This is a genomic window from Saccharopolyspora flava (assembly GCF_900116135.1).
Taxonomy (GTDB): Bacteria; Actinomycetota; Actinomycetes; order Mycobacteriales; family Pseudonocardiaceae; genus Saccharopolyspora; species Saccharopolyspora flava.
Map to the genome: position 1 here is coordinate 1,233,947 of NZ_FOZX01000001.1, position 26,947 is coordinate 1,260,893.

The 26,947-nt window shown below is 68.7% G+C and carries 31 protein-coding genes; all 31 read right to left on the bottom strand.

The genetic code is table 11. The annotated features are described in order from the left end of the window. Positions 1-7: 7 nt before the first annotated feature. Positions 8-496: a hypothetical protein gene (locus tag BM424_RS05620; RefSeq protein ID WP_093414167.1), complete on the bottom strand. Its 489-nt coding sequence runs from the start codon at positions 494-496 to the stop codon at positions 8-10. Positions 497-844: 348 nt separating this feature from the next. Next, on the bottom strand, positions 845-1,294 hold the full coding sequence (rplO, locus tag BM424_RS05625; RefSeq protein ID WP_093414169.1) for a 50S ribosomal protein L15: 450 nt from the start codon (positions 1,292-1,294) through the stop codon (positions 845-847). Position 1,295: 1 nt separating this feature from the next. Continuing rightward, a complete protein-coding gene (rpmD, locus tag BM424_RS05630; RefSeq protein ID WP_093414171.1) occupies positions 1,296-1,478 on the bottom strand; it encodes a 50S ribosomal protein L30 in 183 nt (60 codons plus the stop codon). A gap of 5 nt (positions 1,479-1,483) precedes the next feature. Then, positions 1,484-2,095 carry a 30S ribosomal protein S5 gene (gene rpsE / locus BM424_RS05635; RefSeq protein ID WP_093414173.1) on the bottom strand — a complete coding sequence of 204 codons (612 nt, stop codon included), beginning with the start codon at positions 2,093-2,095 and terminating at the stop codon, positions 1,484-1,486. 35 nt (positions 2,096-2,130) lie between these two features. After that, positions 2,131-2,529, bottom strand: a complete 399-nt coding sequence (gene rplR / locus BM424_RS05640; protein WP_175547934.1) for a 50S ribosomal protein L18 — start codon at positions 2,527-2,529, stop codon at positions 2,131-2,133. A gap of 2 nt (positions 2,530-2,531) precedes the next feature. Then, positions 2,532-3,071, bottom strand: a complete 540-nt coding sequence (gene rplF, locus BM424_RS05645; RefSeq protein ID WP_093414176.1) for a 50S ribosomal protein L6 — start codon at positions 3,069-3,071, stop codon at positions 2,532-2,534. Positions 3,072-3,087: 16 nt separating this feature from the next. Continuing rightward, complete coding sequence (gene rpsH / locus BM424_RS05650) at positions 3,088-3,486, bottom strand: 30S ribosomal protein S8 (protein ID WP_093414178.1); 399 nt, start codon at positions 3,484-3,486, stop codon at positions 3,088-3,090. Between the two features lie 243 nt (positions 3,487-3,729). After that, entirely contained in the window at positions 3,730-3,915 is a 186-nt protein-coding gene (locus BM424_RS05655; protein WP_093414180.1) for a type Z 30S ribosomal protein S14, read from the bottom strand. Positions 3,916-3,918: 3 nt separating this feature from the next. Beyond that, the gene (gene rplE, locus BM424_RS05660; RefSeq protein ID WP_093414182.1) at positions 3,919-4,482 is read right to left on the bottom strand and encodes a 50S ribosomal protein L5; all 564 of its coding nucleotides are present in this window, start codon (positions 4,480-4,482) and stop codon (positions 3,919-3,921) included. Positions 4,483-4,484: 2 nt separating this feature from the next. Next, a complete protein-coding gene (rplX, locus tag BM424_RS05665) occupies positions 4,485-4,799 on the bottom strand; it encodes a 50S ribosomal protein L24 (protein ID WP_093414697.1) in 315 nt (104 codons plus the stop codon). 2 nt (positions 4,800-4,801) lie between these two features. Beyond that, entirely contained in the window at positions 4,802-5,170 is a 369-nt protein-coding gene (gene rplN, locus BM424_RS05670) for a 50S ribosomal protein L14 (protein ID WP_010315405.1), read from the bottom strand. Positions 5,171-5,318: 148 nt separating this feature from the next. Beyond that, positions 5,319-5,594: a 30S ribosomal protein S17 gene (gene rpsQ / locus BM424_RS05675; RefSeq protein WP_093414183.1), complete on the bottom strand. Its 276-nt coding sequence runs from the start codon at positions 5,592-5,594 to the stop codon at positions 5,319-5,321. Next, positions 5,591-5,833, bottom strand: coding sequence for a 50S ribosomal protein L29 (gene rpmC / locus BM424_RS05680; RefSeq protein WP_093414185.1), 243 nt, complete (start codon positions 5,831-5,833; stop codon positions 5,591-5,593). Before rpmC ends, rpsQ begins: the two co-directional genes overlap by 4 nt. Then, positions 5,833-6,252, bottom strand: a complete 420-nt coding sequence (gene rplP / locus BM424_RS05685; RefSeq protein ID WP_093414186.1) for a 50S ribosomal protein L16 — start codon at positions 6,250-6,252, stop codon at positions 5,833-5,835. The genes rpmC and rplP overlap by 1 nt, the downstream gene beginning before the upstream one ends. Positions 6,253-6,255: 3 nt before the next feature. Further along, the gene (gene rpsC, locus BM424_RS05690; RefSeq protein WP_093414188.1) at positions 6,256-7,095 is read right to left on the bottom strand and encodes a 30S ribosomal protein S3; all 840 of its coding nucleotides are present in this window, start codon (positions 7,093-7,095) and stop codon (positions 6,256-6,258) included. Further along, positions 7,095-7,508: a 50S ribosomal protein L22 gene (rplV, locus tag BM424_RS05695; RefSeq protein WP_093414189.1), complete on the bottom strand. Its 414-nt coding sequence runs from the start codon at positions 7,506-7,508 to the stop codon at positions 7,095-7,097. The genes rpsC and rplV overlap by 1 nt, the downstream gene beginning before the upstream one ends. Positions 7,509-7,550: 42 nt before the next feature. Then, entirely contained in the window at positions 7,551-7,832 is a 282-nt protein-coding gene (rpsS, locus tag BM424_RS05700; RefSeq protein WP_093414191.1) for a 30S ribosomal protein S19, read from the bottom strand. A gap of 18 nt (positions 7,833-7,850) precedes the next feature. Further along, complete coding sequence (gene rplB / locus BM424_RS05705) at positions 7,851-8,684, bottom strand: 50S ribosomal protein L2 (protein ID WP_093414192.1); 834 nt, start codon at positions 8,682-8,684, stop codon at positions 7,851-7,853. Between the two features lie 31 nt (positions 8,685-8,715). Beyond that, entirely contained in the window at positions 8,716-9,015 is a 300-nt protein-coding gene (rplW, locus tag BM424_RS05710; RefSeq protein WP_093414194.1) for a 50S ribosomal protein L23, read from the bottom strand. Continuing rightward, positions 9,012-9,695, bottom strand: a complete 684-nt coding sequence (gene rplD / locus BM424_RS05715) for a 50S ribosomal protein L4 (RefSeq protein ID WP_093414195.1) — start codon at positions 9,693-9,695, stop codon at positions 9,012-9,014. Before rplD ends, rplW begins: the two co-directional genes overlap by 4 nt. Continuing rightward, complete coding sequence (gene rplC, locus BM424_RS05720) at positions 9,695-10,345, bottom strand: 50S ribosomal protein L3 (protein WP_093414197.1); 651 nt, start codon at positions 10,343-10,345, stop codon at positions 9,695-9,697. Before rplC ends, rplD begins: the two co-directional genes overlap by 1 nt. Positions 10,346-10,380: 35 nt before the next feature. Beyond that, the gene (gene rpsJ / locus BM424_RS05725) at positions 10,381-10,686 is read right to left on the bottom strand and encodes a 30S ribosomal protein S10 (protein WP_009948626.1); all 306 of its coding nucleotides are present in this window, start codon (positions 10,684-10,686) and stop codon (positions 10,381-10,383) included. Positions 10,687-11,197: 511 nt separating this feature from the next. Then, the gene (gene tuf, locus BM424_RS05730; protein WP_093414198.1) at positions 11,198-12,391 is read right to left on the bottom strand and encodes an elongation factor Tu; all 1,194 of its coding nucleotides are present in this window, start codon (positions 12,389-12,391) and stop codon (positions 11,198-11,200) included. A gap of 203 nt (positions 12,392-12,594) precedes the next feature. After that, positions 12,595-14,697: an elongation factor G gene (fusA, locus tag BM424_RS05735; RefSeq protein WP_093414200.1), complete on the bottom strand. Its 2,103-nt coding sequence runs from the start codon at positions 14,695-14,697 to the stop codon at positions 12,595-12,597. A gap of 97 nt (positions 14,698-14,794) precedes the next feature. After that, positions 14,795-15,265 (bottom strand): 30S ribosomal protein S7, encoded by a 471-nt coding sequence (gene rpsG / locus BM424_RS05740; RefSeq protein WP_093414201.1) that lies wholly within the window; start codon positions 15,263-15,265, stop codon positions 14,795-14,797. Further along, positions 15,265-15,639 carry a 30S ribosomal protein S12 gene (gene rpsL, locus BM424_RS05745; protein ID WP_009948619.1) on the bottom strand — a complete coding sequence of 125 codons (375 nt, stop codon included), beginning with the start codon at positions 15,637-15,639 and terminating at the stop codon, positions 15,265-15,267. The genes rpsG and rpsL overlap by 1 nt, the downstream gene beginning before the upstream one ends. Before the next feature lie 509 nt (positions 15,640-16,148). Then, positions 16,149-17,585, bottom strand: coding sequence for a TNT domain-containing protein (locus tag BM424_RS05750; protein WP_093414203.1), 1,437 nt, complete (start codon positions 17,583-17,585; stop codon positions 16,149-16,151). After that, positions 17,582-21,256 carry an ADP-ribosylglycohydrolase family protein gene (locus tag BM424_RS05755; RefSeq protein ID WP_245775615.1) on the bottom strand — a complete coding sequence of 1,225 codons (3,675 nt, stop codon included), beginning with the start codon at positions 21,254-21,256 and terminating at the stop codon, positions 17,582-17,584. The genes BM424_RS05750 and BM424_RS05755 overlap by 4 nt, the downstream gene beginning before the upstream one ends. Positions 21,257-21,274: 18 nt before the next feature. Beyond that, complete coding sequence (locus BM424_RS29055; protein ID WP_245775616.1) at positions 21,275-23,326, bottom strand: ADP-ribosylglycohydrolase family protein; 2,052 nt, start codon at positions 23,324-23,326, stop codon at positions 21,275-21,277. Between the two features lie 113 nt (positions 23,327-23,439). Further along, positions 23,440-24,678 (bottom strand): ADP-ribosylglycohydrolase family protein, encoded by a 1,239-nt coding sequence (locus BM424_RS05770; protein ID WP_139274009.1) that lies wholly within the window; start codon positions 24,676-24,678, stop codon positions 23,440-23,442. A 27-nt stretch (positions 24,679-24,705) separates the two neighbouring features. Further along, positions 24,706-26,922: an ADP-ribosylglycohydrolase family protein gene (locus BM424_RS29365; protein ID WP_281248674.1), complete on the bottom strand. Its 2,217-nt coding sequence runs from the start codon at positions 26,920-26,922 to the stop codon at positions 24,706-24,708. Positions 26,923-26,947: the final 25 nt, after the last annotated feature.

Genomic DNA, 26,947 nt, shown 5'->3' on the forward strand with positions numbered 1-26,947 from the left:
AATCCCCTCAGCTCAGACCGACGGACTGGGTGCGGTCGTTCATCATCGAACCGACGTCGGGCGTGTTCTCCTTGAACGGCCCGTCGCGCTCGCCGCCGAGGTCCGGCTCCGGGTACAGCCAGATCCAGCACCCGCCCCACGGCTGGACCGACGAGACCGTGTTCTTCCAGTCGTCGGGCAGGTTGATCTGGAAGTTGACGACGCCGTCCTTCTCGCACATGCCGTCGCCGTAGACGGTGAAGCTGCTGCCGCCGTAGTTCGGGTCCGCGAACAGGGTCGCCTGGATGACGTCACCGCGGGCGTCGCGCGACTGCGCGGTCGCCTCGGCCAGGCTCTTGAAGCACAGCGTCTCGCCGGTGCTGAAGTGATAGGTGCAGTGCGATTCGGGCGGCGGCGCCTGGCCACCGGCCTGGGCCACCGCAGCCCCCGGGACGACCGCGGCCAGCACCGCGGCGATCACCAGGACGGCGCGCCGTCCCACCTGTCGTGGTCGCATATGCCGTCGTTCCTCCCTCGATTCACCAGCGCCGCCCGGCTGAACGGCGCCGACAAAATTAGGGAGTCCTGTGATCGCGGGAACACCCACGAAACGGAGCCTGCCCACCCCACCTTCGCTTGAGGCTCTTCGGCGGACCGGCTTGCGCTGAAGAGGGGTTCCGGCGTTCGAGCGGATCGGGGCCCGGGAACGCGCGATCCGGCTAAGTGAACTGCCCAGGGTGATGTCCCGAGCGCGCAGGGTATCCCGACTGGGAAGTAGTGGTAATCAGCAGAACGACGGGGATCGAACGGGAAAAAGAGAAGACCCGCCATCCCGTGGGGATGGCGGGTCTTCCGCTGAGCCTTATCAGCGCTCGATCTTGGTGACCGAACCGCCGGCGGCGGTGATCTTCTCCTGAGCGCTGCCGGTGAAGGCGTGGGCGGAGACGTCGAGCTTGACGCCCTCCAGGTCCCCACCACCGAGGATCTTCACCAGCTCGTTCTTCTTGACCAGGCCCTTGGCGACGAGCTCGTCGAAACCGACGGTGCCGCCCTCCGGGAACGCCTGGGCCAGCTTGCCGAGGTTCACACCCTGGTACTCGGTGCGGAAGCGGTTCTTGAAGCCCTTGAGCTTCGGGAGCCGCATGTGGATCGGCATCTGCCCACCCTCGAAACGAGGGGAGACGGTCTTGCGGGCCTTGGTGCCCTTGGTACCGCGACCGGCGGTCTTGCCCTTGGAGGCCTCACCGCGGCCGACGCGGATCTTGTCGCGCTTGGCACCGGGGGCCGGACGCAGGTCGTGCAGTTTGATGACCATGTCAGTCGACCTCCTCGACCGTCACGAGGTGACGGACGGCGTTGACCATGCCGCGCACGTTCGAGTCATCCGGGCGCACCACGGACTGACGGATCTTGCGCAGACCGAGGCTGCGCATGGTGTCGCGCTGGTTCTGCTTGGTGCCGACCAGCCCGCGCACCTGGGTGATCTTGAGCTGTGCCATGACGATCAGACCCCCGTCCCGGCGGCGCGCGCACGCATGATGAAGGCCGGAGCCACGTCCTCCAGCGGCAGACCGCGGCGGGCCGCGACCTCCTCCGGACGCTGCAGCTGCTTCAGGGCGTCCACCGTGGCGTGCACGATGTTGATCGGGTTGTCCGAGCCCAGCGACTTGCTCAGCACGTCGTGGACACCGGCGCACTCCAGCACCGCGCGGACCGGGCCACCGGCGATGACACCGGTACCGGCGCTGGCCGGACGCAGCAGCACGACGCCGGCCGCGTCCTCGCCCTGAACCGGGTGGGTGATGGTGCCGCCCAGGCGCGGGACGCGGAAGAAGTTCTTCTTCGCCTCCTCGACGCCCTTGGCGATGGCCGCGGGAACTTCCTTGGCCTTGCCGTAGCCGACGCCGACCACGCCGTCACCGTCGCCGACGACGACGAGAGCGGTGAAGCTGAAGCGCCGACCACCCTTGACGACCTTCGCGACGCGGTTGATGGTCACGACACGTTCGAACTGCGGGGTCTTCTCTTGGGCCGCCCCGCCACGGCCGCCGTCGCGGCGGTCCCGGCGGTCCTTGCCGCCGGACTCCCCGCCTTCACGCCGAGTGCGTCCAGGCATCAGGCGTCCCTTCCAGTCTCGTTCTTACGCACTTGTCAGAACTCCAGTCCGCCGTCACGGGCGGCGTCGGCCAGAGCGGCCACGCGACCGTGGTAGGCGTTGCCGCCGCGGTCGAACACGACCTTCTCGACACCGGCGTCCTTGGCCCGGGCGGCGACGAGCTCGCCGACCTTGGTGGCCACGGCCTTCTTGTCACCCTCGAAGCCGCGCAGCTCGTTCTCCAAGCTGGTGGCCGAGGCAACGGTGTGGCCCTTGGTGTCGTCGATGACCTGCGCGGTGATGTTGCGCAGCGACCGGGTGACGACCAGACGCGGGCGCTCGGCGGTGCCCAGGATCTTCTTCCGGAGGCGCGTGTGACGCTTGGCGCGGGCGAGCCGACGCTTGGTCGAGATGTCCTTGCCAACCGGCTTGCGCTTGGTAGCTGTCTCGCTCATGGTCACTTACCCGTCTTTCCGACCTTGCGGCGGATGGTCTCACCCGCGTACCGGACACCCTTGCCCTTGTACGGGTCGGGCTTGCGCAGCTTGCGGATACGAGCCGCGATCTCGCCGACCAGCTGCTTGTCGATGCCCTTGACCGAAAGCTTGGTCGGGCCGTCGACCGCGAACTGAATGCCGTCCGGCGGCTCGATCACGATGGGGTGGCTGTAGCCGAGGGAGAACTCGAGGTTCGATCCCTTCTGCAGCACGCGGTAACCGACGCCCTGGATCTCCAGATCCTTCTGGTATCCCTGGCTGACGCCGATCACCATGTTGTTGACGAGGGTCCGGGTCAGCCCGTGCAGGGACCGGCTCTCCCGCTCGTCGTCCGGGCGCTTGACCAGCACCGCGCCGTCCTCGTCCTTCTCGACGACGATCGGCTCGCGGACCTGGTGCGACAGCTCGCCCTTGGGGCCCTTCACGGTCACCGCCTGGCCGTCGATGTTCACCTCGACGCCGGAGGGGACGGTGATCGGCAGCTTTCCGATGCGCGACATGGCCGCTCCTCCTCCCTTACCAGACGTAGGCGAGGACTTCCCCGCCCACGCCCTTCTTCATGGCCTGCCGGTCGGTCACGAGACCGCCGGAGGTCGAGATGATGGCGACGCCCAGACCACCGAGAACCTTGGGCAGGTTCGTGGACTTGGCGTAGACCCGCAGACCGGGCTTGGAGACCCGGCGCAGGCCCGCGATGCTCCGCTCGCGGTTCGGGCCGTACTTCAGCTCGACGACGAGGTTCTTGTGAGTGTCCCCGTCCTCGACGCGGGAGCCGGCGACGTAGCCCTCCCGCTTGAGGATCTCGGCGATGTTCGCCTTCAGCTTGGAGTGCGGCATCACGACCTCGTCGTGGTATGCCGAGTTTCCGTTGCGCAGACGCGTCAGCATGTCTGCGATCGGATCGGTCATCGTCATGACCTGCTCAACCTTTCTCGTCTGGTTCCGATGAGCCCGGACCGGTCACGCCCTGCGGGCGGACGTCTGGGCTCTGGCCTGGACGAAGTTCGGGGCCTCCCGCCACGGTGACGGGGCCCTGTTCCAGTCGTGCACGAGCACGGCTCGCGTGCGGAGCGTGGGCATCAGCCCTGGTAGCGCCCGCTTCAGGGTAAAGGCCGCCGGTTCGCACCGGACAACCGGGACCCCGAAGCGGGCGTCACGTCACCAGGAGGACTTGCTCACGCCGGGCAGCTCACCCGCGTGCGCCATCTCGCGGAAGCAGACGCGGCACAGACCGAACTTGCGGAAGACCGAACGCGGACGTCCGCACTTCTGGCAGCGGGTGTAACCGCGCACCTTGAACTTCGGCTTCTGGGCCGCCTTGTGAACCAGCGCCTTCTTCGCCATCGCTCAGTTCTCCTTGAACGGGAAGCCCAGGTGCTTCAGCAGCGCCCGGCCCTCTTCATCGGTGGTGGCAGTGGTAACGACGGTGATGTCCATGCCTCGCGGACGGTCGATCGAGTCGGGGTCGATCTCGTGGAACATCGACTGCTCGTTGAGGCCGAACGTGTAGTTGCCCCTGCCGTCGAACTGCTTCGGCGAAAGACCGCGGAAGTCACGGATGCGCGGCAGCGCGATGGTGACCAGACGGTCCAGGAACTCCCACATGCGGTCGCCGCGCAGGGTGACCCGCGCACCGATCGGCTGGCCCTCGCGCAGCTTGAACTGCGCGATGGACTTGCGGGCCCGACGAACCTCGGGCTTCTGGCCGGTGATGAGGGTGAGGTCGCGGACCGCGCCCTCGATCAGCTTGCTGTCCCGCGCGGCGTCGCCAACACCCATGTTGACCACGACCTTGACCGCGCCCGGCACCTGCATGGCGTTGGCGTAGTTGAACTCCTCGTTCAACGCCGAGCGGATCTCTTCGCGGTACCGGGTCTTGAGCCGGGGGACGATCTTCTCAGCAGTGGTCATGATCAGATGTCCTTACCGTTGCTGCGCGCGACGCGGACCTTCTTGCCGTCCTCGTCGACGCGGTGTCCGACGCGGGTGGGCTTGCCGTCCGAGTCCACGACCATCACGTTGCTCACGTGGATCGGGGCTTCCTGGGTGACGATGCCGCCGGACTGCGCACCACGCTCGGTCCGGGAGACCTTGGTGTGCTTTTTGATCCGGTTGACACCCTCGACCAGGACCCGCTGCTCCGCCGGCATGGCCTGGATGACCTTGCCCTTGGCGCCCTTGTCCTTACCGGAGATGACGACGACCGTGTCGCCCTTCTTGATCTTCATGATCACAACACCTCCGGCGCGAGCGAGATGATCTTCATGAACTTCTTGTCGCGCAGCTCTCGGGCCACCGGCCCGAAGATGCGGGTACCCCGCGGCTCGCCACCCGGCTTCACCAGGACGGCGGCGTTCTCGTCGAACCGGATGTAGGAACCATCCGCGCGACGCTTTTCCTTCTTCTGGCGGACGATGACGGCCTTGACCACATCGCCCTTCTTGACTCCGGCACCGGGGATGGCTTCCTTGACGGTCGCCACGATGATGTCCCCGAGGCCCGCGTAGCGCCGGCCCGACCCACCGAGGACACGGATCGTGAGGATCTCCTTGGCCCCGGTGTTGTCGGCGACGCGAAGTCGCGACTCCTGCTGGATCACGTCTGACTCCTGACCCTAAGTGCCCGGACCTTGTGCCCGGACACACTCTGGCGTGCCAAATTCCCGACCTGACACGCGCGGTCAACTTCCACAAGCGAAACGGCCGGTCGCTGATCTTGCCGACGACCGGCCGGTTCACTGGTGTTCGTTACTTGGCCTTCTCGACGACCTCGACCAAGCGCCAGCGCTTGCTGGCACTGAGCGGCCGGGTCTCCATCAGCAGCACCCGGTCGCCGACGCCGGCGGTGTTGGCCTCGTCGTGCGCCTTGACCTTGGTGGTCTGACGCATGACCTTGCCGTAGAGGGCGTGCTTCTTGCGGTCTTCCAGGGAGACCACGATCGTCTTGTCCATCTTGTCCGAGACGACGTAGCCCTCGCGCACCTTGCGGCTGTTGCGCTCCACGCCCTGTCCTTTCTCACTCATGCCGCGCCCTCCTCAGCGCCTTCGGGGTTAACCGTCAGGCCCAGTTCGCGCTCGCGCATGATGGTGTAGATCCGGGCGATGTCCTGGCGGACGACGCGCAGCCGCCGGTTGTTCTGCAGCTGACCCGTGGCCATCTGGAACCGGAGGTTGAACAGCTCTTCCTTCGATTCCTTCAGCCGCTGCACGAGCTCCTCGTTGTTCAGCTCGCGGAGCTCGGATGCGGTGACACCCGCTGCCATCAGAAGTCACCACCCTCGCGGGACACGATCTTGCACTTCATCGGGAGCTTGTGCGCCGCACGAGTCAGCGCCTCGATCGCCGTCTTCTCGTTCGGGAAGGTCAGCTCGAACATGATGCGTCCGGGCTTGACGTTGGCGACCCAGGACTCCGGCGAACCCTTACCGGAACCCTGACGGGTTTCGGCCGGCTTCTTGGTCAGCGGGCGGTCCGGGAAGATGTTGATCCACACCTTGCCGCCACGCTTGACGTGCCGGGTGATGGCGATACGGGCCGACTCGATCTGACGGTTGGTCACGTAGCCGTGCTCGATCGCCTGAATGCCGTACTCGCCGAAACTGATCCGGGTGCCACCCTTGGCGAAGCCCTTACGCTTCGGCGCGTGGCTCTTGCGCCACTTCACCCTGCGTGGGACGAGCACGTCTCAGCCCTCCGTCTTCTCTTCAGCCGGCGCGGCCTGCTGCTCGCCCTCCGGGGCCTTGGCCTCGGACTTGGCGGACTTGTCAGCACCACCGCGCTCGCCGCGGTCGCCGCCGCGACGACGGCCACCGCGGTCACCGCGGCCACCACGCTCGTTGCGGTCGCCGCCGCCGCGCGGCGGGCGGACCTCGGACTCCTGCTGCTTCTGCTTCAGGCCACCGACCAGCTCGCCCTTGTAGATCCACACCTTGACGCCGATGCGCCCGAAGGTGGTGCGGGCCTCGAAGAAGCCGTAGTCGATGTCCGCGCGCAGCGTGTGCAGCGGAACGCGACCCTCGCGGTAGAACTCCGAGCGCGACATCTCCGCGCCGCCCAGGCGGCCGCCGCACTGCACCCGGATGCCCTTGACCTGCGGGGAGCGCATGGCCGACTGAATGGCCTTGCGCATCGCGCGACGGAAGGACACGCGGTTGGACAGCTGCTCGGCCACGCCCTGCGCGACGAGCTGGGCGTCCGCCTCGGGGTTCTTGACCTCGAGGATGTTGAGCTGGACCTGCTTGCCGGTCAGCTTCTCCAGCGAACCGCGGATGCGGTCCGCCTCGGCACCGCGACGGCCGATGACGATGCCCGGCCGGGCGGTGTGGATGTCCACGCGGACGCGCTCACGGGTGCGCTCGATCTCCACCTTCGAGATCCCAGCGCGCTCCATCCCGCGAGACAGCTGCCGGCGGATCTTGACGTCTTCCGCGACGTACTCCGAGTACTGCTTGTCGGCGTACCAGCGAGACTTCCAGTCCGTGGTGATGCCGAGTCGGAAGCCGTGCGGGTTGATCTTCTGACCCACTACCGGGCACTCCCCTTCTGGCTCTTTCGGGACTTGGTCGCCGCCGGCCGAGATTCGACCTCGACCGTGATGTGGCTGGTCCGCTTCCGGATCCGGTACGCACGGCCCTGCGCGCGCGGCCGGAACCGCTTCAACGTCGGGCCCTCGTCCACGTACGCGTGGCGCACGACCAGCGTCTCGGGGTCGAGGGAAAGGTTGTTCTCCGCGTTGGCGATCGCACTGGCGAGCACCTTCGACACCGGACCGCTGGCGGTCTGCGGCGCGAACTGAAGCACGGCCAGGGCATCGCTGGCGCTCCGGCCCTTGATGAGCTCGACCACGCGGCGCGCCTTCATCGGCGACACGCGGACGAACCGGGCCCGCGCCACTGCGTGCGGGGCTTCCGCCGCAGTGGAGTCGGAACGGGCTGTCATCCTGCTACCCCTTGCTCTTACTCGTTCGTGTCACAGACCCGCTCAGCGGCGGCGCGACTTCCGGTCGTCCTTGACGTGACCCTTGAAGGTGCGGGTCGGGGCGAACTCGCCCAGCTTGTGCCCCACCATCGCCTCGGTGACGAACACCGGGACGTGCTTGCGGCCGTCGTGCACCGCGAAGGTGTGACCGAGCATGTCCGGGATGATCGTCGACCGGCGGGACCAGGTCTTGATCACGGTCTTCTTGCCGGACTCGTTCAGCGCGTCCACCTTCTTGAGCAGGTGGTCGTCCACGAACGGGCCCTTCTTCAGGCTGCGTGGCATGTTTGCTTACCTCCCTGCTCAGCGCTTCTTGCCGGTACGGCGGCGGCGGACGATGAGCTTGTCACTCGGCTTGCGGAGACGGGTACGACCCTCCGGCTTGCCGTTCGGGTTGACCGGGTGGCGACCACCGGAGGTCTTGCCCTCACCACCACCGTGCGGGTGGTCCACCGGGTTCATGACGACACCGCGGACGGTCGGGCGCTTGCCCTTCCACCGCATGCGGCCGGCCTTGCCCCAGTTGATGTTGGCGTGCTCCGAGTTGCCGACCTCGCCGACGGTGGCGCGGCAGCGCGCGTCCACGTTGCGGATCTCGCCCGAGGGCATCCGCAGCTGGGCGTACGGGCCGTCCTTGGCCACCAGCTGCACCCGGGCACCGGCCGAGCGAGCGATCTTCGCGCCCTGACCGGGGCGGAGCTCGATCGCGTGGATCACGGTACCGGTGGGGATGTTGCGCAGCGGGAGGTTGTTACCCGGCTTGATGTCGGCCCGAGCGCCGCTCTCGATGGCGTCGCCCTGCTTCACACCGTTCGGCGCGATGATGTACCGCTTCTCGCCGTCGGCGTAGTGCAGGAGAGCGATCCGAGCGCTGCGGTTCGGGTCGTACTCGATGTGCGCGACCTTGGCCGGCACACCGTCCTTGTCGTTGCGGCGGAAGTCGATCAGGCGGTAGGCCCGCTTGTGACCGCCACCCTTGTGCCGCGTGGTGATCTTGCCCTGAGCGTTGCGGCCCGCCTTGCGGTTCAGCGGAACGATCAGCGACTTCTCCGGCTCCGTCCGGGTGATCTCGGCGAAGTCGGACACGCTCGAGCCACGACGTCCAGGCGTCGTCGGCTTGTACTTGCGAATGCCCATTTCTAAAGAAACCTCGTCCTCGTCAGCACCGTCAGGCGGCCGGACCGCCGAAGATCTCGATCGCCTTGCTCTCCGGCGTCAGGGTGACGATCGCGCGCTTGGTGTCCTTGCGCTTGCCGAACCCGGTGCGGGTGCGCTTGCGCTTGCCGTTGCGGTTGATCGTGTTGACGCTGGCGACCTTGACGTCGAAGATCTGCTCGATGGCGATCTTGATTTCGGTCTTGTTCGAGCGCGGGTCCACCAAGAAGGTGTACTGCGACTGCTCCAGCAGCCCGTAGCTCTTCTCGGAGATCACCGGCTTGAGGATGATGTCCCGGGGGTCGGCGCTCACTGCTCAGCCTCCTCAGCGGAAGAAGCGGCGGCCTTGACCGACCGGCCCTTGGCCGGGCCTGCGACGAAGCGGTCGTAGGCGGCCTTGGTGAACACCACGTCGTCGCTGTTGAGCACGTCGTAGGTGTTCAGCTGACCCGGGTCGATCAGGTGCACGTTCTCAAGGTTCCGCAGGCTCAGCCACGAGTTGTTCTCCTCGTGGCGGTCGAGCACGACCAGAACCTTCTTGGCCTCGGTCCAGTTCCGCAGCGCGGTCTTGGCCGACTTGGTGGACGGCGTCTCGCCGCCGACCACGCCGGTGACCACGTGCAGCTGGCCGGCGCGAACCCGGTCGGAGAGGGCACCGCGCAGGGCGGCCTTCACCATCTTCTTCGGGGTCCGCTGGGTGTAGTCCCGCGGCTGCGGGCCGTGGACGGTGCCACCACCGGTGAACTGCGGGGCGCGGATGGAGCCCTGACGGGCGTTACCGGTGCCCTTCTGCCGGTACGGCTTCTTGCCGCCGCCGGAGACCTGACCGCGGGTCTTGGTGGCGTGCGTGCCCTGGCGAGCCGCGGCCAGCTGGGCCACGACCACCTGGTGCATCAGCGCCACGTTGGCCTGCGCGTCGAAAATCTCGGCCGGCAGCTCGACGGTGCCGTCGGTCTTGCCGTCCGGGGTACGGACGTCGAGCGTCAAGCTCATCACGCACCACCCTTCGCGGGGCTCTTCACCAGCACCAGGCCGCCCTTGGGGCCGGGCACGGCGCCCTTGATCAGCAGCAGGCCGTTGTCGCCCTCGACCTTGTGCACCTTCAGGTTCTGCGTGGTGACGCGGTTGGAACCCATCCGCCCCGCCATGCGCATGCCCTTGAAGACGCGACCGGGGGTCGCGCAGCCGCCGATGGAACCCGGCTTGCGGTGCACGGCCTGAGCACCGTGGCTCATCGGCTGACGGTGGAAACCGTGCCGCTTAATGGTGCCCGCGAAGCCCTTGCCCTTGCTGGTGCCGACCACGTCGACCACCGCGCCGGCCTCGAAGAGGTCCGCGCTGATCTCCTGGCCGAGCTCGTACTCACCGGCGTCCGCGGTGCGCAGCTCCACGACGTGGCGGCGCGGGGTGACACCGGCCTTGGTGAAGTGGCCGCTGCGCGGCTTGTTCACCCGGCGGGGGTCGATGGCGCCGAACGCCAGCTGCACGGCCGAGTAGCCGTCCTTCTCGGGGGTCCGGATCTGGGTGATCACGTTCGGCCCGGCCTGCACGACGGTCACCGGGATGACCCGGTTCTTCTCGTCGAAGACCTGGGTCATGCCGAGCTTCGTGCCCAGAATCCCCTTGATCTGCCTGTCAGACATTGGTCTCGTTCTCTCCGCTACCTCGTCGCCGTGCCTTACTGGATGTTCACGTCGACGCTGGCCGGCAGGTCGATGCGCATGAGCGCGTCGACCGTCTTCGGCGTCGGCTCGAGGATGTCGATCAGCCGCTTGTGCGTCCGCATCTCGAAGTGCTCCCGCGAGTCCTTGTACTTGTGCGGGGAGCGGATGACGCAGTAGACGTTCTTCTCAGTGGGCAGCGGCACCGGCCCGACGACCCGAGCGCCGGTGCGCGTCACGGTCTCGACGATCTTGCGTGCGGACGCGTCGATCGCCTCGTGGTCGTAGGCCTTGAGCCGGATGCGGATCTTTTGTCCCGCCATGGTGGCTTGCCGTTCCTCTTGTCTCGTGCCGCGGTCAGGTACTTGGGTGCAGGGCGCACCCATCGGTGCCCCTCACGGCCCTCAGCTTGGTGTCGTCCCCGATTACCGGGAGCCGTCACAGCTCTCAGTCCGCCCCTGTTCAGGTGTGTAGGTGCCCGGTACACGCGGTCGGGCGTGTCGCCCAGCTGCCGCAGACCGGTCCCCTCGAACGTCGCCGATGGGGTGGGCCCGGAGGCCCGTACACCTTTCTTGTGCCCTGCTCGGCCGACCGAACGGCCGGGGAATCGGAATCCGAAGGAGAACGGAGCCGAACACCGAACAAGGGCGCGAGGCCCTCGCACCAGGGCGGCCGGAGCTTCAACGCGGAAATTCCGGCCGCCCTGAACGAGCAACCCATATAGGATGGCACATCCTCTGCACCACCCGAAATCGGGGGTCGCCTTACGGGACCGAAGTCACCGCAAAACGAGAGAGGGCCCGCCTCCCGGACGGGAAGCGGGCCCTCGTCACATCACTTGGTGATCTTGGTGACGCGACCGGCGCCGACGGTGCGGCCACCCTCGCGGATCGCGAACCGCAGACCCTCGTCCATCGCGATGGGCTGGATCAGCTGGACCGACATCTCGGTGTTGTCGCCCGGCATGACCATCTCGGTGCCCTCGGGCAGGGTCACAACACCGGTCACGTCCGTGGTCCGGAAGTAGAACTGCGGACGGTAGTTGTTGAAGAACGGCGTGTGACGGCCACCCTCGTCCTTGGACAGGATGTAGACCTGCGCCTCGAACTCGGTGTGCGGGGTGGTGGTGCCCGGCTTCACGACGACCATGCCGCGCTCGACCTCTTCGCGCTTGATACCGCGAATCAGCAGACCGACGTTGTCGCCCGCCTGGCCCTCGTCGAGGAGCTTGCGGAACATCTCGACACCGGTGACGGTGGTCTTGAGCGGCTTCTCCTTGATGCCGACGAGCTCCACCTCCTCGTTCACCTTGATGACACCGCGCTCGATGCGGCCGGTGATCACGGTGCCGCGGCCGGTGATCGAGAAGACGTCCTCGACCGGCATCAGGAACGGCTGGTCGGTGGCGCGCACCGGGTCCGGGACGTTGTCGTCGACGGCGGTCATGAGCTCGACGATCTTGTCGGCCCACTCGGCGTCGCCCTCCAGCGCCTTCAGCGCGGAGACGCGGACGACCGGAACGTCGTCGCCCGGGAACTCCTGGGACGACAGCAGCTCGCGGACCTCCATCTCGACGAGCTCGAGGATCTCCTCGTCGTCGACCATGTCGGACTTGTTCAGCGCGACCAGGATGTACGGGACGCCGACCTGGCGAGCCAGCAGCACGTGCTCGCGGGTCTGCGGCATCGGGCCGTCGGTCGCGGCGACCACCAGGATCGCACCGTCCATCTGGGCGGCACCGGTGATCATGTTCTTCACGTAGTCAGCGTGACCCGGAGCGTCGACGTGAGCGTAGTGACGCTTCTCCGTCTGGTACTCGACGTGCGCGATCTGAATGGTGATGCCGCGCTCTTTTTCCTCCGGCGCCTTGTCGATCTCGTCGAACGGCGTGAAGGGGTTCAGCTCCGGGTACTTGTCGTGCAGAACCTTGGTGATGGCTGCGGTGAGCGTGGTCTTGCCGTGGTCAACGTGACCGATGGTCCCGATGTTGACGTGCGGCTTGTCCCTCTCGAACTTCGCCTTCGCCACTGGATTGTCCTCCTGGACTTGTTAACTTTCCGCCGTACGACTTGTTGTGCCAGGCGGAGTCCTGTCGGGTAGGTGACGAGCGGATCGTCCCCGGCGCACCGGTCGCGGCCCGCTCGCCGCCGTCTGGAGGGGATTGCTCCCCGGTCGCCTTCGCGAGGCGTCGCCTCTGGGCCGGCCCCGGTCACCCGGAGCCGGCCAGCGGGTCACTCGCCCGTTGCCTTGGCGATGATCTCCTTAGCCACACCGGCCGGAACCTCGGCGTAGGAGTCGAACACCATCGAGTAGTTGGCACGACCCTGGGTCTTGGACCGCAGGTCGCCGACGTACCCGAACATCTCGGACAGCGGCACGAGAGCCTTGACGACGCGGGTACCGCTGCGCTCCTCCATGGCCTGGACCTGGCCACGGCGGGAGTTCAGGTCACCGATGACCTCGCCCATGTAATCCTCGGGCGTGGTCACCTCGACCGCCATCATGGGCTCGAGCAGTGCCGGGGACGCCTTCGCGGCGGCCTCCTTCATCGCCATCGAGCCCGCGACCTTGAACGCCATCTCCGAGGAGTCGACCTCGTGGTACTGGCCGTCGAGCAAGGTCACCTTCACGCCGACCAGCGGGTAGCCGGCCAGCACGCCGTACTGCATGGCGTCCTGAGCACCCTGGTCGACCGACGGGATGTACTCCCGCGGGATGCGACCACCGGTGACCTTGTTGACGAACTCGTAGGTCGCGCTCTCGGACGTCTGCTCGATCGGGTCGAGCTGGATGATCACACGCGCGAACTGACCGGAACCACCGGTCTGCTTCTTGTGCGTGTACTCGTACTTCTCGATCGACTTGCGAATCGTCTCGCGGTAGGCCACCTGCGGCTTACCGATGTTCGCCTCGACCTTGAAGTCGGTCTTCATGCGGTTCACCAGCACCTCGAGGTGCAGCTCACCCATGCCCTTGATGATGGTCTGACCGGTTTCCTCGTCCAGCTTGACCTGGAACGTGGGGTCTTCCTCGGCGAGCTTCTGGATCGCCGTGGAGAGCTTCTCCTGGTCGGCCTTCGTCTTGGGCTCGATGGCCACCTCGATGACCGGCGCCGGGAACGTCATCGACTCGAGGACGATCTGGTTCTGCGAGTCGCAGAGCGTGTCACCGGTGGTGGTCTCCTTGAGACCGATCACCGCGTAGATGTGGCCGGCCTGGATCTCCTCGACCGGGTTCTCCTTGTTGGAGTGCATCTGGAACATCTTCCCGATGCGCTCCTTGCGGCCCTTGGTCGAGTTGATGACCTGGGCGCCGGAGGCGGCCTTGCCGGAGTAGACCCGGATGTAGGTCAGCTTGCCGAAGAACGGGTGCACCGCGACCTTCGACACCAGGGCCGCGAACGGCTCCTCGGTGCTGGCCTTGCGCTCGGCCGGGGTCTCGCCGTCGGGCAGGGTTCCCTGCACCGGCGGGACGTCCAGCGGCGAGGGCAGGTAGTCGACGACCGCGTCGAGCATGGGCTGCACGCCCTTGTTCTTGAACGCGGTACCGCACAGCACCGGGAACGCCTCGCGGTCCAGGGTCAGCTTGCGGATGCCGTCCTTGATCTGCTGCTCGGTGAGCTCCTCGCCGCCGAAGTAGGCCTCCATGAGGGCCTCGTCGGTCTCGGCGACGGCCTCGACCAGCTTCTCCCGGTACTCGGCGGCGCGGTCGGCCAGATCCGCCGGGATCTCCTCGACCGCGTAGTCGGTGCCCTTCTGGACGTCACCGCGCCAGGTCAGAGCCTTCATCCGGACGAGGTCGACCACGCCCTCGAACTCGGACTCCGCACCGATCGGCAGCTGCAGCACCAGCGGCTTGGCGTGCAGCCGGTCCTCGATGGTGCTCACGGTGTAGTAGAAGTCCGCGCCCAGCTTGTCCATCTTGTTGACGAAGCAGATGCGCGGGACGTCGTACTTGTCCGCCTGGCGCCAGACCTGCTCGGACTGGGGCTCGACACCTTCCTTGCCGTCGAACACCGCGACCGCGCCGTCGAGGACGCGCAGCGAGCGCTCCACCTCGACCGTGAAGTCGACGTGGCCGGGGGTGTCGATGATGTTGATCTGGGTGTCGCCCCAGAAGGTGGTGGTAGCAGCCGAGGTAATGGTGATACCCCGCTTCTGCTCCTCCTCCATCCAGTCCATCGTCGCGGCGCCGTCGTGCACCTCGCCGATCTTGTACGTGATCCCGGTGTAGTACAGGACCCGCTCGGTCGTGGTGGTCTTGCCCGCATCGATGTGGGCCATGATGCCGATGTTGCGGACCTTGGTCAGGTCAGTCAGCACGTCGCGTGCCACGAGATTCTTCCCCGTTCCCTAACAGCAGGTGCAAAGTCGCGGTGACAGGTGCAAAGCTGTCGAATCGGTTCGGCTGGCGGGCAAGACCCACCAGATGTCACCAGCGGTAGTGCGCGAAGGCCTTGTTGGACTCCGCCATCTTGTGCGTGTCTTCACGCTTCTTGACGCTCGCGCCGAGGCCGTTGCTCGCGTCCAGCAGCTCGTTCATCAGGCGCTCGACCATGGTCTTCTCACGACGCTGCCGCGAGTAGGTGGTCAGCCAGCGCAGCGCGAGGGTGGTGGACCGGCCGGCCCGCACCTCGATCGGCACCTGGTAGGTCGCGCCACCGACGCGGCGGCTGCGGACCTCCAGGGTCGGCTTGACGTTGTCCAGGGCACGCTTGAGCGTGACGACCGGGTCGGTGCCGGTCTTCTCCCGGCAGCCTTCCAGGGCCGCGTAGACGATCTTCTCGGCCAGCGAACGCTTGCCGTCCACGAGGACCTTGTTCACCAGCTGCGTGACCAGCGGCGAGCCGTACACGGGATCAGCGTGCAGCGGCCGCTTCGGGGCCGGACCCTTGCGGGGCATCAGCTCTTCTCCTTCTTCGCGCCGTAGCGGCTGCGAGCCTGCTTGCGGTTCTTCACACCCTGGGTGTCAGCGGAACCGCGGATGATCTTGTAGCGCACGCCGGGCAGGTCCTTCACACGGCCGCCACGAACGAGCACGATCGAGTGCTCCTGCAGGTTGTGGCCCTCGCCCGGGATGTAGGCGGTCACCTCGATGCCGCTGGTCAGCTTCACACGAGCGACCTTGCGCAGCGCCGAGTTGGGCTTCTTCGGGGTGGTCGTGTACACGCGGGTGCACACACCACGCCGCTGCGGGCTCCCCTTGAGCGCCGCGGTCTTGGTCTTGGCGACCTTGTCCTGGCGGCCCTTACGGACCAGCTGCTGGATGGTGGGCATGGACCGGCTTTCTGTCAGCGTTCGCGTCTTTTAGGTACTCGACCAAGCAGCCGCTCGTTCGAGCTTCGGCGTGCCCTGGGCGTCGAGCACCTGTCAGGCACTGTGTTTCGGGACTCCCCCGCACCACGAGGTCGGGCGTGTCGCCCACTCCTCGGCCCCTGCAGCGCCCGTTTCGGCCGAAACCGAGGTAGACCCCAGAGGGTTTTCGGAAGAGTTCCACACATCCTCGGCGCTGCCGCGGCCCTCCGCTCGGGCGGCCACGTCATGCACGGGCATGCGGATCGACCCGATTGGCGTCGGGTCCGATAAACAAAGATACCCGCCCCGTTCTCAGAGGGTCAAAACGGGGGTCCCCTTGACCTGCTCGATCACCCGGCGCGGCCGAAGCGCCGCAGAAGAGGTGCGAGTTCACGTCAACTCCTGCGCGCAGTCTACCCCGCGTGACAAGAGCCGCCCGACCGCCGAGAGCGGGATGTCCCGCGTGGACACCCCGCTCCGGCACGCCTCGGTCAGGCCTCGGCCAGCCAGCCCTCCTCGACGAGGACCTTGGTCGAGTTCGGCAGCACGTAGGCGGTGCCGCCGCCGACCTGGCCGTGCGCGGGCCGCACCACGCCGGTGATCGTCTCGAACTCCCGCACCACCCGGTACCGGTGGTACGGCCCCGGCTGCTCGCCGGGCGCGATGCAGCGCTGCGGGATCGTGGTGCCCGCGACGTAGGCGGTGTTGCCGGTCGGCTCGCCGAAGCGGTCCACCTCGTCACCGGGCCGCAGCCGCACCACGAACTTGCCGTCGTAGGCCGACAGCGGCGGTTCGCCAGCCATCTCCGGCCACGGGCACTCGAAGTCCAGCAGCGGCTCGTCCGGCTCGCGCAGGTAGCGCTCGCGCTCGACGGTCATCGCACCGATCAGGAAGCAGCCGGCCGCCCACGGGTCCGGGAATCGGTGCTTGGGGTTGGGCCGGTCGTCGTGGGCCTCCACCGCCCACCAGCCGTCCGGCTCCCGCCGCATGCTCCAGCCGCCGCCGACCGGCTCCTCGAAGCTGTAGAACCGGCTGCTGACCCCCTGCGCCGCCAGGTGCGAGCCGACCAGCGCGAAGGCCTCCTCCGGCTGCCGGGGCAGCAGCGAGGCCGGGTCGGTGGCCAGGATCAGCGCCTTCGCCTGCGCCGAGGCGATGTCGGCCACCGTCGTCGGCGCCTGGTAGCGGGCGCGGCGGATGTGGTCGAGGAACTCCGGCGGCGGGGCGACGTCGTGCTCTTCGAGGTAGTAGGCCATCGCCTGCGGCCACACGAACACGCCGTCGGTGTGGAACTGCTTGGGCACCTCGGGGCGGCGCTGCGGGTCCAGCTCGTCGGCGTCGGTCGACATCGCCGAGAGCACGATCTCGCCGCCGTTGAGGTAGCTGAAGACCTCCCGCTTCTCGATCCACGGCACCGCGGGGCGGAACACCTGCGGCCGGCCCTGGGCGTCGCGGCCGTCGAACACCGGCAGCATCCGCAGCGGGCCGGTCGCCCCGTCCGGGTAGGTCACCGCGTCGACGAAGTGGTCCCAGGCCGGGGCGAGCAGCCACTGCTCGGGGTTGCGGCGCGGGTAGAAGCGCAGCTCGTCGAGGTGGGCGCGGCCGTCCTCCGGCGGCGTCCGCCACTGCGGCTCGCCGTGCGCCGTGCGCAGCTCGCCCCCGGAGAACACCGCGCTCGTCCACGCCCCGGTGTCCGGGGTGTAGCCGACGTCGCGGATCCGGCGCAGCAGCTCGAAGACCTCGTCGTCGGCGTCGGTCTCGTAGCGGGTCCCGAGCGCGGTGCAGCGCACCTCGGCGGAGCCCGCCGCGGCCCGCAGCTGCTCCAGCAGCGCGGCGAGCTCCGCGGAGCGGTCCGGGAAGGCCCCGAACGCGGCGGGCGCCGGGAACGGCGGGTGCACCGGAAGCGGGTCACCCTGCCTGACGTTGATCAACTGTCCCCCTCAGCGGTATCGGTAGGAGCCACCCCGTCGAGGCGGCGGCGCGGCGCCGGTTTCGGCGACGGCATGCCGCCGGTCTCGGCTCCGACGGTGGCGGGTTCGGCCGACCACTGCGGCCGGACCGGGTAGCGCTCGTTCCAGTCCTGATCGGACGGCGGGTCGATGGCGGCGCGGCCCGGCTGGAAGCCGCCGCGGCCGAACTCGGCCACGCAGTCCAGCGCGGTCTGCTCGATGACGTCGCGCAGCTCCAGCTCGGCCAGCCAGTCCAGCGGCAGCGCGCCCACGCCCTGCAGCGCGCCCACGATGTTGCCGCAGATCGCGCCGGTGGAGTCGCTGTCGCCGTCGTGGTGCACGGCGATCTGCAGCGCCCGCGCCACGTCGTCCCCGGCCGCCAGCGCCGCGCACACCGCGATCGCCACGGCCTGCTCGCCGACCCAGCCGCCGCCGAGGACCTCGGCGATCCGCTCCGGCGTCGGCACGCCCTCGGCGGCCAGGTCCACGGCGGCCTTGATCGCGGCGGTGGTCTCGTCGTGGTCCTCCCAGGTCTCCAGCACCTGCAGCGCCAGCCACACGCCGTCGTCGAGGCTGCGGCCCAGCAGCGCCTGCTGCACGATCACCGCCAGCGCGCCCGCCGAGTGGTAACCGGCCGGGTGGCTGTGGGTGATCGCGGCGGTGCGCGCGGCCAGCTCGAACACCTCGGCGGGGTCGGTGGAGGTCAGCGCGACCGGGGCGGCGCGCATCGCACCACCGCAGCCCTTGGAGTCGTTGACCTTCTCGGTCAGCGACCCGGCGGGCTTGCCGTCGCCGAAGCCGGTCAGCGCCCGGAAGATCGTCTTGCCCGGGGCGCGGGTCTTGAACAGCCCCGGCACCTCGATCAGCCAGCCGTCCGGCGCCGGGTAGTCGGCCAGGAACGGGCCCGCCGCCGCGTCCCACTCGACGCCCTGGGTGTGCAGCCAGCGCTGGTAGGCGAGCTGCACCTCGGGCAGCGGGTCGTCGGCGCCGAGGGTGCGCGCGGCGACGCTGGCCCGGATCAGGCCCTCGGCGGTGAACAGCGTCATCTGGGTGTCGTCGGTGATCGCCCCGTGCACGCCGTAGGCCTCGCGCAGGCCGTCCGGCCCGGAGGGGCCGAAGCGCTCGGTGATCTGCGCGGCCTTGGTGAACTCCAGGTCCGAGCCCAGCGCGTCACCGAGGGCACCGCCGAGGAAGCAGCCCAGGACGCGTTCGGTCAGCGACGGCTCGGCGTCGCTGGGGCCGTCGCTCTTGGCGTGCACGCGACGACCGCCTGAAGCCGGAAGGGCCTCGGTGACCTGCGGTTCTTCGGCCTCGGCGTCGTCCTGAGCCGCTTCCGCGGCGATCTCCGGCGGGTTCGTGACGCCGGGCAGCACGTCGGGGTCCGGGGTGAGGTCGATCGGCGCGGGTTCGGGGTCGGACTCGGCGAAGCGGAACTCCGGGTCGGAGTCCCGGGTGAAGCGGGCGTCGGGCTCCGGCTCGTTCTCGCCCCGCTCGGGGACGGAGAGCAGGTCGAAGGGCGAGCCGATACCGCTCACGTCGACCACGGTCGACCCGGTGGGGTCGGGCTCGTCGTCCGTCCCGGTCTCGACCGCGGGTTCGGGGTCGCGGACGGCTTCGACGACGTCGGTGGTCTCGGCCGCCGACTCCGGTTCGACCTCGCGCACGGCCTCGACGACCTGCGTGGTCTCCACGTCCCGCTCGGGCTCGACCTCCGGTTCGACGTCGGCCGGTTCCGCGTCGTCCGGCTCGGCGGTCTCCGATTCGATCTCCGGCTCGGTCTCCGGCTCCGGGTCCTGCTCGGTCTCCGATGCGGCCTCCGGCTCGGCGAGGTCGATCGGTTCGAGGTCGGTCACCGTGCCCGCTTCGGACTGCGGGTCGCTCGCCGGTTCGACGGCGTCGGTCTCGGGCGGGTCCGGTTCGAGCTCGATCGCGGGCGTCGATGCGACCACGGGTTCGGCAGCGGGTTCCGGTTCGGGTTCGGGCTCCGGTTCGGGTTCGAGGTCGACGCGCGGCGTCTCGGGGATCGGCGCGGGTTCCTCGATCTCCGGCTCGGGTTCCTCGACCTCACCGGGGTCGAGGTCGATGGGCGTGCGGTAGCGCGGTTCGAGGTCGAGCGGCGCGCGCTCGGCCTCCGGCTCGGAACCGATCGCGGCGAAGACCGCCGTGGTCTCGGCCTCCTGGACGGGCCGCTGCTCGACCCGGCTCTCATCCACGCGGCTCTGGTCGGCGGGGCGTTCCTCGGCGGGTGCCGGGAAAGTCGGCGCACCGATCCGGCCGTCGAACCGCGGAACCTCCTCCTGCGCAGGCGGTTCCGGCACGACGGGTTCCGGCACGACGGGCTGCGGCGGCGTCGGCTGGGGCGGGGTCGGCTGAGCGGGCTGGGACTGCACTTCCTGGGCCTGCGCCGCCTGGGGCGGTTCCGGCGCGGGAGGCGTCGCGGCGTCCTTGATCGCGGGCATGACCATCGTCTGCTCGGCCGAGCCCTCGACGGTCTTGCCCGAGCCGGCGGAGAGCTGCCGCGGCCCGGTCGGCTGGGGCCCGCGCGTGTAGCGCTGCGCCCACTGCGGCGGGGGCGGCGGCGCGAAGGCCTCGGCGGCGTCGCCGCACAGGGTCTCGATGACCTCGCGGAGTTCGAGCTCGTCCAGCCACTGCGGGGGGATCGCGCCGGGCCCGTGGACGGCGCCGGCGAGCTGCCCGGCGAGCGCACCGGTGACGGCGCTGTCGGCGGAGTTGTTGACGGCGACCTGCACGGCGTCGGCGAAGGTGCGGGTGCTGCCGACGGCGGCGAGCGCGATGCCGAGCTCCCCGGGCTTGTCGGTGACGTCGAACTCGATGTCGATGTCCAGCGGTCCGGGGGTGCCGCCGCGCTGCCCGACGAACATGGCCGCGTGCACGGTCCGCCGCACGTCGGCGGGCACTCCGGCGACCCGGTAGGCGGCGTTGAGCCTGCGCTGGTCGGACTGGGTGACCGCGTCCCACAGGGGGATGCCGCGGATGAGCTGGGCGAGCACGTCGGCGTGCAGGCCGGAGGCGGCGACGGTGTTGGCGCCGGAGGTGTAGAGGTTCGCGATGCCCGCGCCCGCCGCGTACACGCCTTCGGGCACGTTCGACCACACCATCGCGGGCGCGGCCAGCACCGAGTGGTCGGCCGACCCGTCGACCACGACCGGTGGCTGCGGCCGGCCGTCGGGGCCGATGGGGTAGCGCGCGGCCATCCGCCCGAGCAGCCCGAGGGAGAAGCCCGCCGGGTTGCGGGTGGAGTACAGCTCGCGGCGTTCCAGCAGCCAGCTGGTGGGCGCGGGTTCGGTCGCGGCGAACGCGGCCATCGCGTACTCCCACGGCACGCCCTGGGTGTGCAGCCAGCGCAGGTGGTTGGCGAGGACGAACTCGGTGGGTAAACCGGTGCAGCCCTCGGCCTTGGCGCGCAGCAGGCCTTCGAGGGTGAACACGGTGAGCTGGGTGAGGTCGGTGACGGCCCCGCGCCGCCCGTAGACGGGGAGGTAGTCGACGACGCCGCGCGGCCCGAACCACTGCTGTATCTCGGCGGTCGAGGTGTGCCGGACTCCGGCGCCGAGGGCGTCGCCCACGGCTCCGCCGAGCAGCGCCCCGCGGAAACGATCGGCCCAGCTCAGCTGTCGTTGCGGGTCGGTCATCGCCTTCTCCTCAGTTGCTCACCAGGCGGGGTAGCGCTGCGCCCACCCCGGGTCCGAGGGCGGTCCGGGGCTGAACTCCGCCAGCGCGTCCCGGGCCACGGTCTCGACCAGTCCGCGCAGTTCGAGGGTCTCCAGCCATTCCGCCGGAACGGCCCGAGCCCCGTGAAGCGCCCCGCCAATGTTGCCGCACACCATCCCGGTCGAGTCCGAGTCCCCCGAGTGGTTCACCGAAAGAAGCAGTGCCTCGCGCAGGTCGTCGGTGGCCAGCACGGCGTAGAGCCCGATCGCGAGCGCCTCCTCACCGACCCAGCCACCCCCGAGCTCCTGCGCGATCTCCTCAGGTGACACGGGTCCCCGCTCGGCCAGCGCAACGGCCTTGTCCAGCGCCCGCAGCTGTTCCTCGTGCTCCGGCCACCGCGTCAGCAGTTCCCGAGCCAGCGCCACGGCCTCGCGCAGCGGCACGTCGCGGATCAGCTGGTGCACGATCACCGCCAGCACCCCGGCGGACAGGAACCCGCTGGGGTGGCTGTGGGTCAGCGCCGCGGTCCCGACGGCCGCGTGGAACACCTCGGACGGATCGTTCGACCACACCGCCACCGGCGCCGCCCGCATCACCCCACCGCAGCCCTTGGAGTCGTTGATCCGGTGCCGGGGAGTCGCAAAAACCCCGGTCTGCGCGAAGTTCGACAGCGCGGTCAGGCAGGTCCGCCCGGGAGCCCGGGTGTCGAACAGCTCCCGGTTCGTGATCAACCACCCGTCGGGCCGCCGCAGGTGCTGCGCGTACGGCCCCGCCGCGCTCAACCAGTCCCGCCCCTGCGTGTGGTACCAGCGCTGATACGCGTGCTGCACCTCGGGAACCGGATCGTTGTCGCTCGGCGTCCTCCGCCGAGCCACGTGCGCCCGGATGAGCCCTTCCAGCGTGAACAGCATCATCTGCGTGTCATCGGAAACCCGAGCAACCCCACCCCGCAGCACAGGCCCGCTGACCCCACCAAGCCCGAACTCCCGCCGAATGACGTGAATGTCCTTGAACTCAACGGCAAACCCAAGCCCATCCCCCACCGCCCCGGCCAGCATCGACCCGAGAAACCGCTCGTGAGCGTCGATCGGCGGTGTCGCGGTCAGTTCCTCGACAGGACGGGGCTCACCCGGAATCTTCGGGGTGCTCAAGTACACCTGGTCCGGGCCGAGCTCCGAGGCGAAACGCATCGCGGCGAGTTCGAGCCGAGCCTCGGTTTCGAGCTTTCGGCGCCACACCAGCGGAAACCCCTCGGCACCCCGCCGGGCGCCGGTGAGCAGGCCGGACACCTGCGCGTTGCGGGAGGGATTCCCTCCCGCTGACGCGTGGACGACCTCGGCGCGGCCACCGGCCTTGCGAGCCCCGAGGAAGAGCGCCCGGGCGACCACCTCGGATTCGGAGTCGCCCCGACCGAGTTCGCCGAGCACTTCCCGCTCTCCCGCCGAAGCCACGATCTCCAGCTTCCCGCGCAGTTCGGAGTGCTCGGGGCTCACGTGCTCCACGAGGATCTCCACGAGCCGGTCCACGTCCAGCACATGTCCGTTGAGCCCGCGCACGAGCGCGACGGCGAGCACGCCCGCGCCGGCCTGCGCCTCGGGTGACTCACCGAGCGATGCGGCCAGCCCGGCAGCGCGACGGAAGGCGTCCGCATCCGCATCGGTGATGCTGACCAGCGCGGCGGACGCCGAACCGGCGAAGCAACCGAGCTGGCTCACCGGCGTCAGCTCCCGGAAGCGCGCGTGCAGAGCCGAGTCCAGATCTGCACCACTTCGGTGGTCTGCCAAGGCCCGCGTCGCGGTCTCGACCACGCCGATCACGACGTCGGTGTTCGGCCCCGCCCACCGCTGCCGTCGAAGTGCTCTGATCAGCGCGTCGTGCTCGCCGAGCCTTTCCTGCACCGCCCCCACGGTGCTTCCCAGAGCTCCGCCCACGAGCATGCCCAGCACGCGACCGAGAACCTGGTGCTGACGCCGGGGCCAGGCCATGGGGTTGTTCCGATCTCCACCGAAGACCATGCCGACCTGGTGATCGATCTCCTCGAACCACGACATCGGCAGAAGGATCGGCCGCGACTTCAAGTCCCGCCACGCCTGAAGCGTTCTCCGCTCGAGCGGCGTCAACTCGCCCGGCTCAACGCCGTTCTCATCCACGTTCGCCGCCCCGCTCACAACGCCGGGTAGAGCTCGGCCCACTCGGGTGTCCAACCCCTGTCGGGCCATCCGGTCTGCACTTCCGCGACTCCCCGCGCCAGCCGAATGGCCACCTGGCGGGCTTCCAGCAGGTTCAGCGCCGCTCTCGGCATCTTCGGGCTGCCGTTCCTCGCTCCGTGGAAAGCTCCGACCAGCGGCGCCGCCTCAGGCGCGATCTCAGCCGCTCGCCGCACCGATGATTCGAACTCGTCATCGCGGGCCGCGACGACGGCGGCGACGGCCAGCACGTTCGGGGCCGAACCGTCCTCGATCAAGGCCGACAGCTCGCTTCGCGAGGGTGTCGGGCCGTCCAGCTCGCAGGAGCGCAGCAGTCGTCGGACGTTCTCGTCCGGCCAGGTCGCGAGCTCGTCGACCGCCACCTCGATGCCGTCGCTCAACGTCCCCCCGGCCAGCAAGGTGTTGACCAGCACCGAATACGCGCCGGCGCTCAGGTACGCGTCGGGGTGGCCGTGCGTGAGCAGGGCGTTCGCGACGGCCTGCTCGAAAACCCGCTCCGGGACGTCCGACCAGGCGGCCCAGGTGACGGCTCTGGGCAAGACCGACGGTGTGCGCGCCGAGTTGATCGGCTTCGAGAACCACCCGGACACGTCCCGCGCCCCGAAAGCGGACAACGCCTCGATGCACACCGGATCCGGGTCACGCCGTTCGTGCAGGATCGGGTGCCCCATCACCATCCCGGCCGGTTCGGGAAGTTCCTCGGCGAGGCTCGCTCCGACGGCTTCCCGCCACGGAACGCCTTGCGTGTGCAGCCACCGCAGCAGGCCCACGAGGCCGACGTGGCGCGGCTGCAACTTGCCGGTCTGGCGATACCGGGTCTCGGTGCGGATCATCGAGTCCAGGTTGAACAACGTCATCTGCGCCGATGCGCTCAGCCGTCCGTTCACCAGCATGTCGGCCTGCAACGACTCGAGCGCGGCGATCTCGAAGTACACCGCGATCCCGAAGCGAGCGGCCTCGTCCTCGATGGCCTTGTCGTAGTGCAACTCCTCGCAGAACTCGTCGCTGCTGCGCCCGAAGGCGCGACGCACCCGCTGCACGTCCCAGAACCGCATGACGCGCTTGCCGCCGCTCCACTCGCGGTCCTCCGAAGCGTCCAGCCGACCGCGCGTTTCCACGACGACTTGCTCATCGAGAGTGAGCCGCTCGCCGAAATCCGGGCCGAGCGCAGCGCTCGGCCCTCGGTACTGACCCAAACCCAGCTCCTCCAACCGGTCTGACGGTCACCAGGCCGGGTAGCGCTGGGGCCAGGAGGGGTCCGTGGGTGGGCCGGGGCTGAACTCGGCGAGGGCGTCGTTGGTGATGGTTTCGATGATCTGGCGGAGTTCCAGCGTCTTCAGCCAGTCGGCCGGGATGGCGCGGGTTCCGTACAGGGCGCCGCCGATGTTGCCGCAGACGATGCCCGTGGAGTCCGAGTCGCCGGAGTGGTTCACCGACAGCAGCAGCGCGTCGCGCAGGTTGTCGGTGGCCAGCACGGCGTAGAGGCCGATGGCGAGGGCTTCCTCGCCGACCCAGCCCTCGCCGAGTTCGGCCTTCAGCTCCTCGGGTGTCACGCGACCGCGCTCGGCCAGCGCCACCGCGCGGTCGAGGACCTGCAGCTGCTCCTCGTGCTCAGGCCAGCGCACCAGCAGATCCCGGGCCATCCGGACCGCATCGCGCAGCGGAACCTCGCGCAGCAGCTGATGCACGATCACCGCCAGCACCCCGGCCGACAGGAACCCGCTCGGGTGGCTGTGGGTCAGCGCCGCGGTCCGCACCGCCACGAGGAAGACCTCGCTCGGGTCGTTCGACCACGCCGCCACCGGCGCCGCCCGCATCACCCCGCCGCAGCCCTTGGAGTTGTTGATCCGGTGCTGCGGAGTCGCGAAAACCCCCGTCTGCGCGAAGTTCGCCAACGCCGTCATGCACGTGCTGCCCGGCGCCCGCGACGCGAACAGCTCCCGGTGGGTGATCAACCACCCGTCCGGCCGCTGCAGGTGCTGCGCGTACGGCCCGCCCGACGTGCGCCACTCCGGCCCCTGCGTGTGGTACCAGCGCTGATACGCGTGCTGCACCTCGGGAACCGGATCGTTGTCCCGCGGCTGCATCCGCCGAGCCACGTGCGCCCGGATGAGTCCTTCCAGCGTGAACAGCATCATCTGCGTGTCATCGGAGACCTGCGCGACCCCGTCCCGCAACACCGGTCCGGTCACGCCATCAGCCCCGTGATGCCGCCGAATCATGTCAATGTCGTTGAACTCAACGGCGAACCCGAGAGCATCCCCCACCGCCCCGGCCAGCATCGACCCGAGGAACCGCTCTTGGGCGCTGATGGGCGATGCAGTGGACGGCGCCGCTGCATCCGAGGAGATCTCAGTCATGACCGGATACCGCCTATTCCACTCGTCGTCATCTCGAGGCGAGTCACTGAGCTGTTCAGGAACATCCTGAGCGAGCCGGAACACCAGCTTTGCCGACGTCGACAAATTTTCGGCCCAGTGCGGCGGAATCACCTCGAGACCCTCGAAGCTGGCACCGCCGATCGCCCCGGCGAGTGCCCCGGTCACCGCGCTGTTGCCGGAATGGTTGACCGCGATCCTCATCGCTTCGTCGAAGTTCGTCCCCGCGGACTGCACCGCGCACGCAGCGATCGCCAACGCGGATGCCGGCGTGAAACCATCTCCGAGTGTCTCGATCTGCTCAGGCGTAATGTCCGGCCGGGACAACGAGTCGGCGGCCCGCATGAGGCGAAGCAGATCCCCGTCCTCAGGACCGAACTCGTCAGCGTCGACCTCCATAACCTGACTGAACCCACGGATGTAGTTCCTGGTCACCACGGTCTGCTGCAGAATCACCGAAAGAGCCTGCGCCGCCAGAACTGACTCTCCGGACATCCCGAGCACACGACACACCCGCCCCGCGTGCGCAATCACTTCCCTGCTGACCAAGGACGAGACACTTGCAGGAATGGCCACGTACTGGAATTCAGGCAACCCCGTGGGCTCACCCGAGAGGCCTGCCGCTACAGCGTCAACAGCCGACGAACCGACGAGCCGCTGCGGAAGGTGCTTGCCCAGCCAACCGGCCTGCCCCGCTCCTTCACCTGCACCCGACGACCAGAGCGTGTAAGTAGCGCGCAGCTCGACCATCGGATCCAGGCCGCGGACCAAGGCGCGATCGAACCTGATCGCACCATCCAGCGACAACGCCAGCATCACGAGACCGTCCGACATGTGGTCGTTGCTGTCGGCGTCCGGCCCCAACGAAGTCACTCCGGACGCACCGAAGCGCTCCCGGATATCCGGCCACCCCAAAGAGCCGACCTTGCGGCCGAGGGCATCACCGATCATCGCTCCAACGATCGAGCCGAGGAAGCGCTGTGCACGCCCGGAAGCAGCTCCGTCTCCCAAGACGGTGTGCCTGACCGGCTTGCTTCCCGTCTTACCGCCAGTACTACCCATCACTACCGTCCGCAGTCATCCGGGC

What these genes read in the sequence shown, in the direction of transcription:
- rplF (WP_093414176.1), bottom strand. Translation starts at nt 3,071, where the DNA reads ATGTCGCGCATCGGAAAGCTGCCGATCACCGTCCCCTCCGGCGTCGAG.
- rplE (WP_093414182.1), bottom strand. Translation starts at nt 4,482, where the DNA reads ATGACCACTGCTGAGAAGATCGTCCCCCGGCTCAAGACCCGGTACCGC.
- BM424_RS05755 (WP_245775615.1), bottom strand. Translation starts at nt 21,256, where the DNA reads ATGACCGACCCGCAACGACAGCTGAGCTGGGCCGATCGTTTCCGCGGG.
- rpsE (WP_093414173.1), bottom strand. Translation starts at nt 2,095, where the DNA reads ATGCCTGGACGCACTCGGCGTGAAGGCGGGGAGTCCGGCGGCAAGGAC.
- BM424_RS05655 (WP_093414180.1), bottom strand. Translation starts at nt 3,915, where the DNA reads ATGGCGAAGAAGGCGCTGGTTCACAAGGCGGCCCAGAAGCCGAAGTTC.
- BM424_RS29055 (WP_245775616.1), bottom strand. Translation starts at nt 23,326, where the DNA reads ATGTCGTGGTTCGAGGAGATCGATCACCAGGTCGGCATGGTCTTCGGT.
- rpsQ (WP_093414183.1), bottom strand. Translation starts at nt 5,594, where the DNA reads ATGAGTGAGAAAGGACAGGGCGTGGAGCGCAACAGCCGCAAGGTGCGC.
- rplX (WP_093414697.1), bottom strand. Translation starts at nt 4,799, where the DNA reads ATGAAGATCAAGAAGGGCGACACGGTCGTCGTCATCTCCGGTAAGGAC.
- rplB (WP_093414192.1), bottom strand. Translation starts at nt 8,684, where the DNA reads ATGGGCATTCGCAAGTACAAGCCGACGACGCCTGGACGTCGTGGCTCG.
- rpsL (WP_009948619.1), bottom strand. Translation starts at nt 15,639, where the DNA reads ATGCCCACCATCCAGCAGCTGGTCCGTAAGGGCCGCCAGGACAAGGTC.
- rplC (WP_093414197.1), bottom strand. Translation starts at nt 10,345, where the DNA reads ATGTCTGACAGGCAGATCAAGGGGATTCTGGGCACGAAGCTCGGCATG.
- rplO (WP_093414169.1), bottom strand. Translation starts at nt 1,294, where the DNA reads ATGGTCATCAAACTGCACGACCTGCGTCCGGCCCCCGGTGCCAAGCGC.
- rpsJ (WP_009948626.1), bottom strand. Translation starts at nt 10,686, where the DNA reads ATGGCGGGACAAAAGATCCGCATCCGGCTCAAGGCCTACGACCACGAG.
- rpmD (WP_093414171.1), bottom strand. Translation starts at nt 1,478, where the DNA reads ATGGCACAGCTCAAGATCACCCAGGTGCGCGGGCTGGTCGGCACCAAG.
- rplR (WP_175547934.1), bottom strand. Translation starts at nt 2,529, where the DNA reads ATGAGCGAGACAGCTACCAAGCGCAAGCCGGTTGGCAAGGACATCTCG.
- rpsH (WP_093414178.1), bottom strand. Translation starts at nt 3,486, where the DNA reads ATGACGATGACCGATCCGATCGCAGACATGCTGACGCGTCTGCGCAAC.
- rplD (WP_093414195.1), bottom strand. Translation starts at nt 9,695, where the DNA reads ATGAGCTTGACGCTCGACGTCCGTACCCCGGACGGCAAGACCGACGGC.
- BM424_RS29365 (WP_281248674.1), bottom strand. Translation starts at nt 26,922, where the DNA reads ATGGGTAGTACTGGCGGTAAGACGGGAAGCAAGCCGGTCAGGCACACC.
- BM424_RS05620 (WP_093414167.1), bottom strand. Translation starts at nt 496, where the DNA reads ATGCGACCACGACAGGTGGGACGGCGCGCCGTCCTGGTGATCGCCGCG.
- rplV (WP_093414189.1), bottom strand. Translation starts at nt 7,508, where the DNA reads ATGACAGCCCGTTCCGACTCCACTGCGGCGGAAGCCCCGCACGCAGTG.
- rpsG (WP_093414201.1), bottom strand. Translation starts at nt 15,265, where the DNA reads ATGCCCCGCAAGGGTCCGGCCCCGAAGCGGCCGCTGCACGCTGATCCC.
- rpsS (WP_093414191.1), bottom strand. Translation starts at nt 7,832, where the DNA reads ATGCCACGCAGCCTGAAGAAGGGCCCGTTCGTGGACGACCACCTGCTC.
- rpmC (WP_093414185.1), bottom strand. Translation starts at nt 5,833, where the DNA reads ATGGCAGCGGGTGTCACCGCATCCGAGCTCCGCGAGCTGAACAACGAG.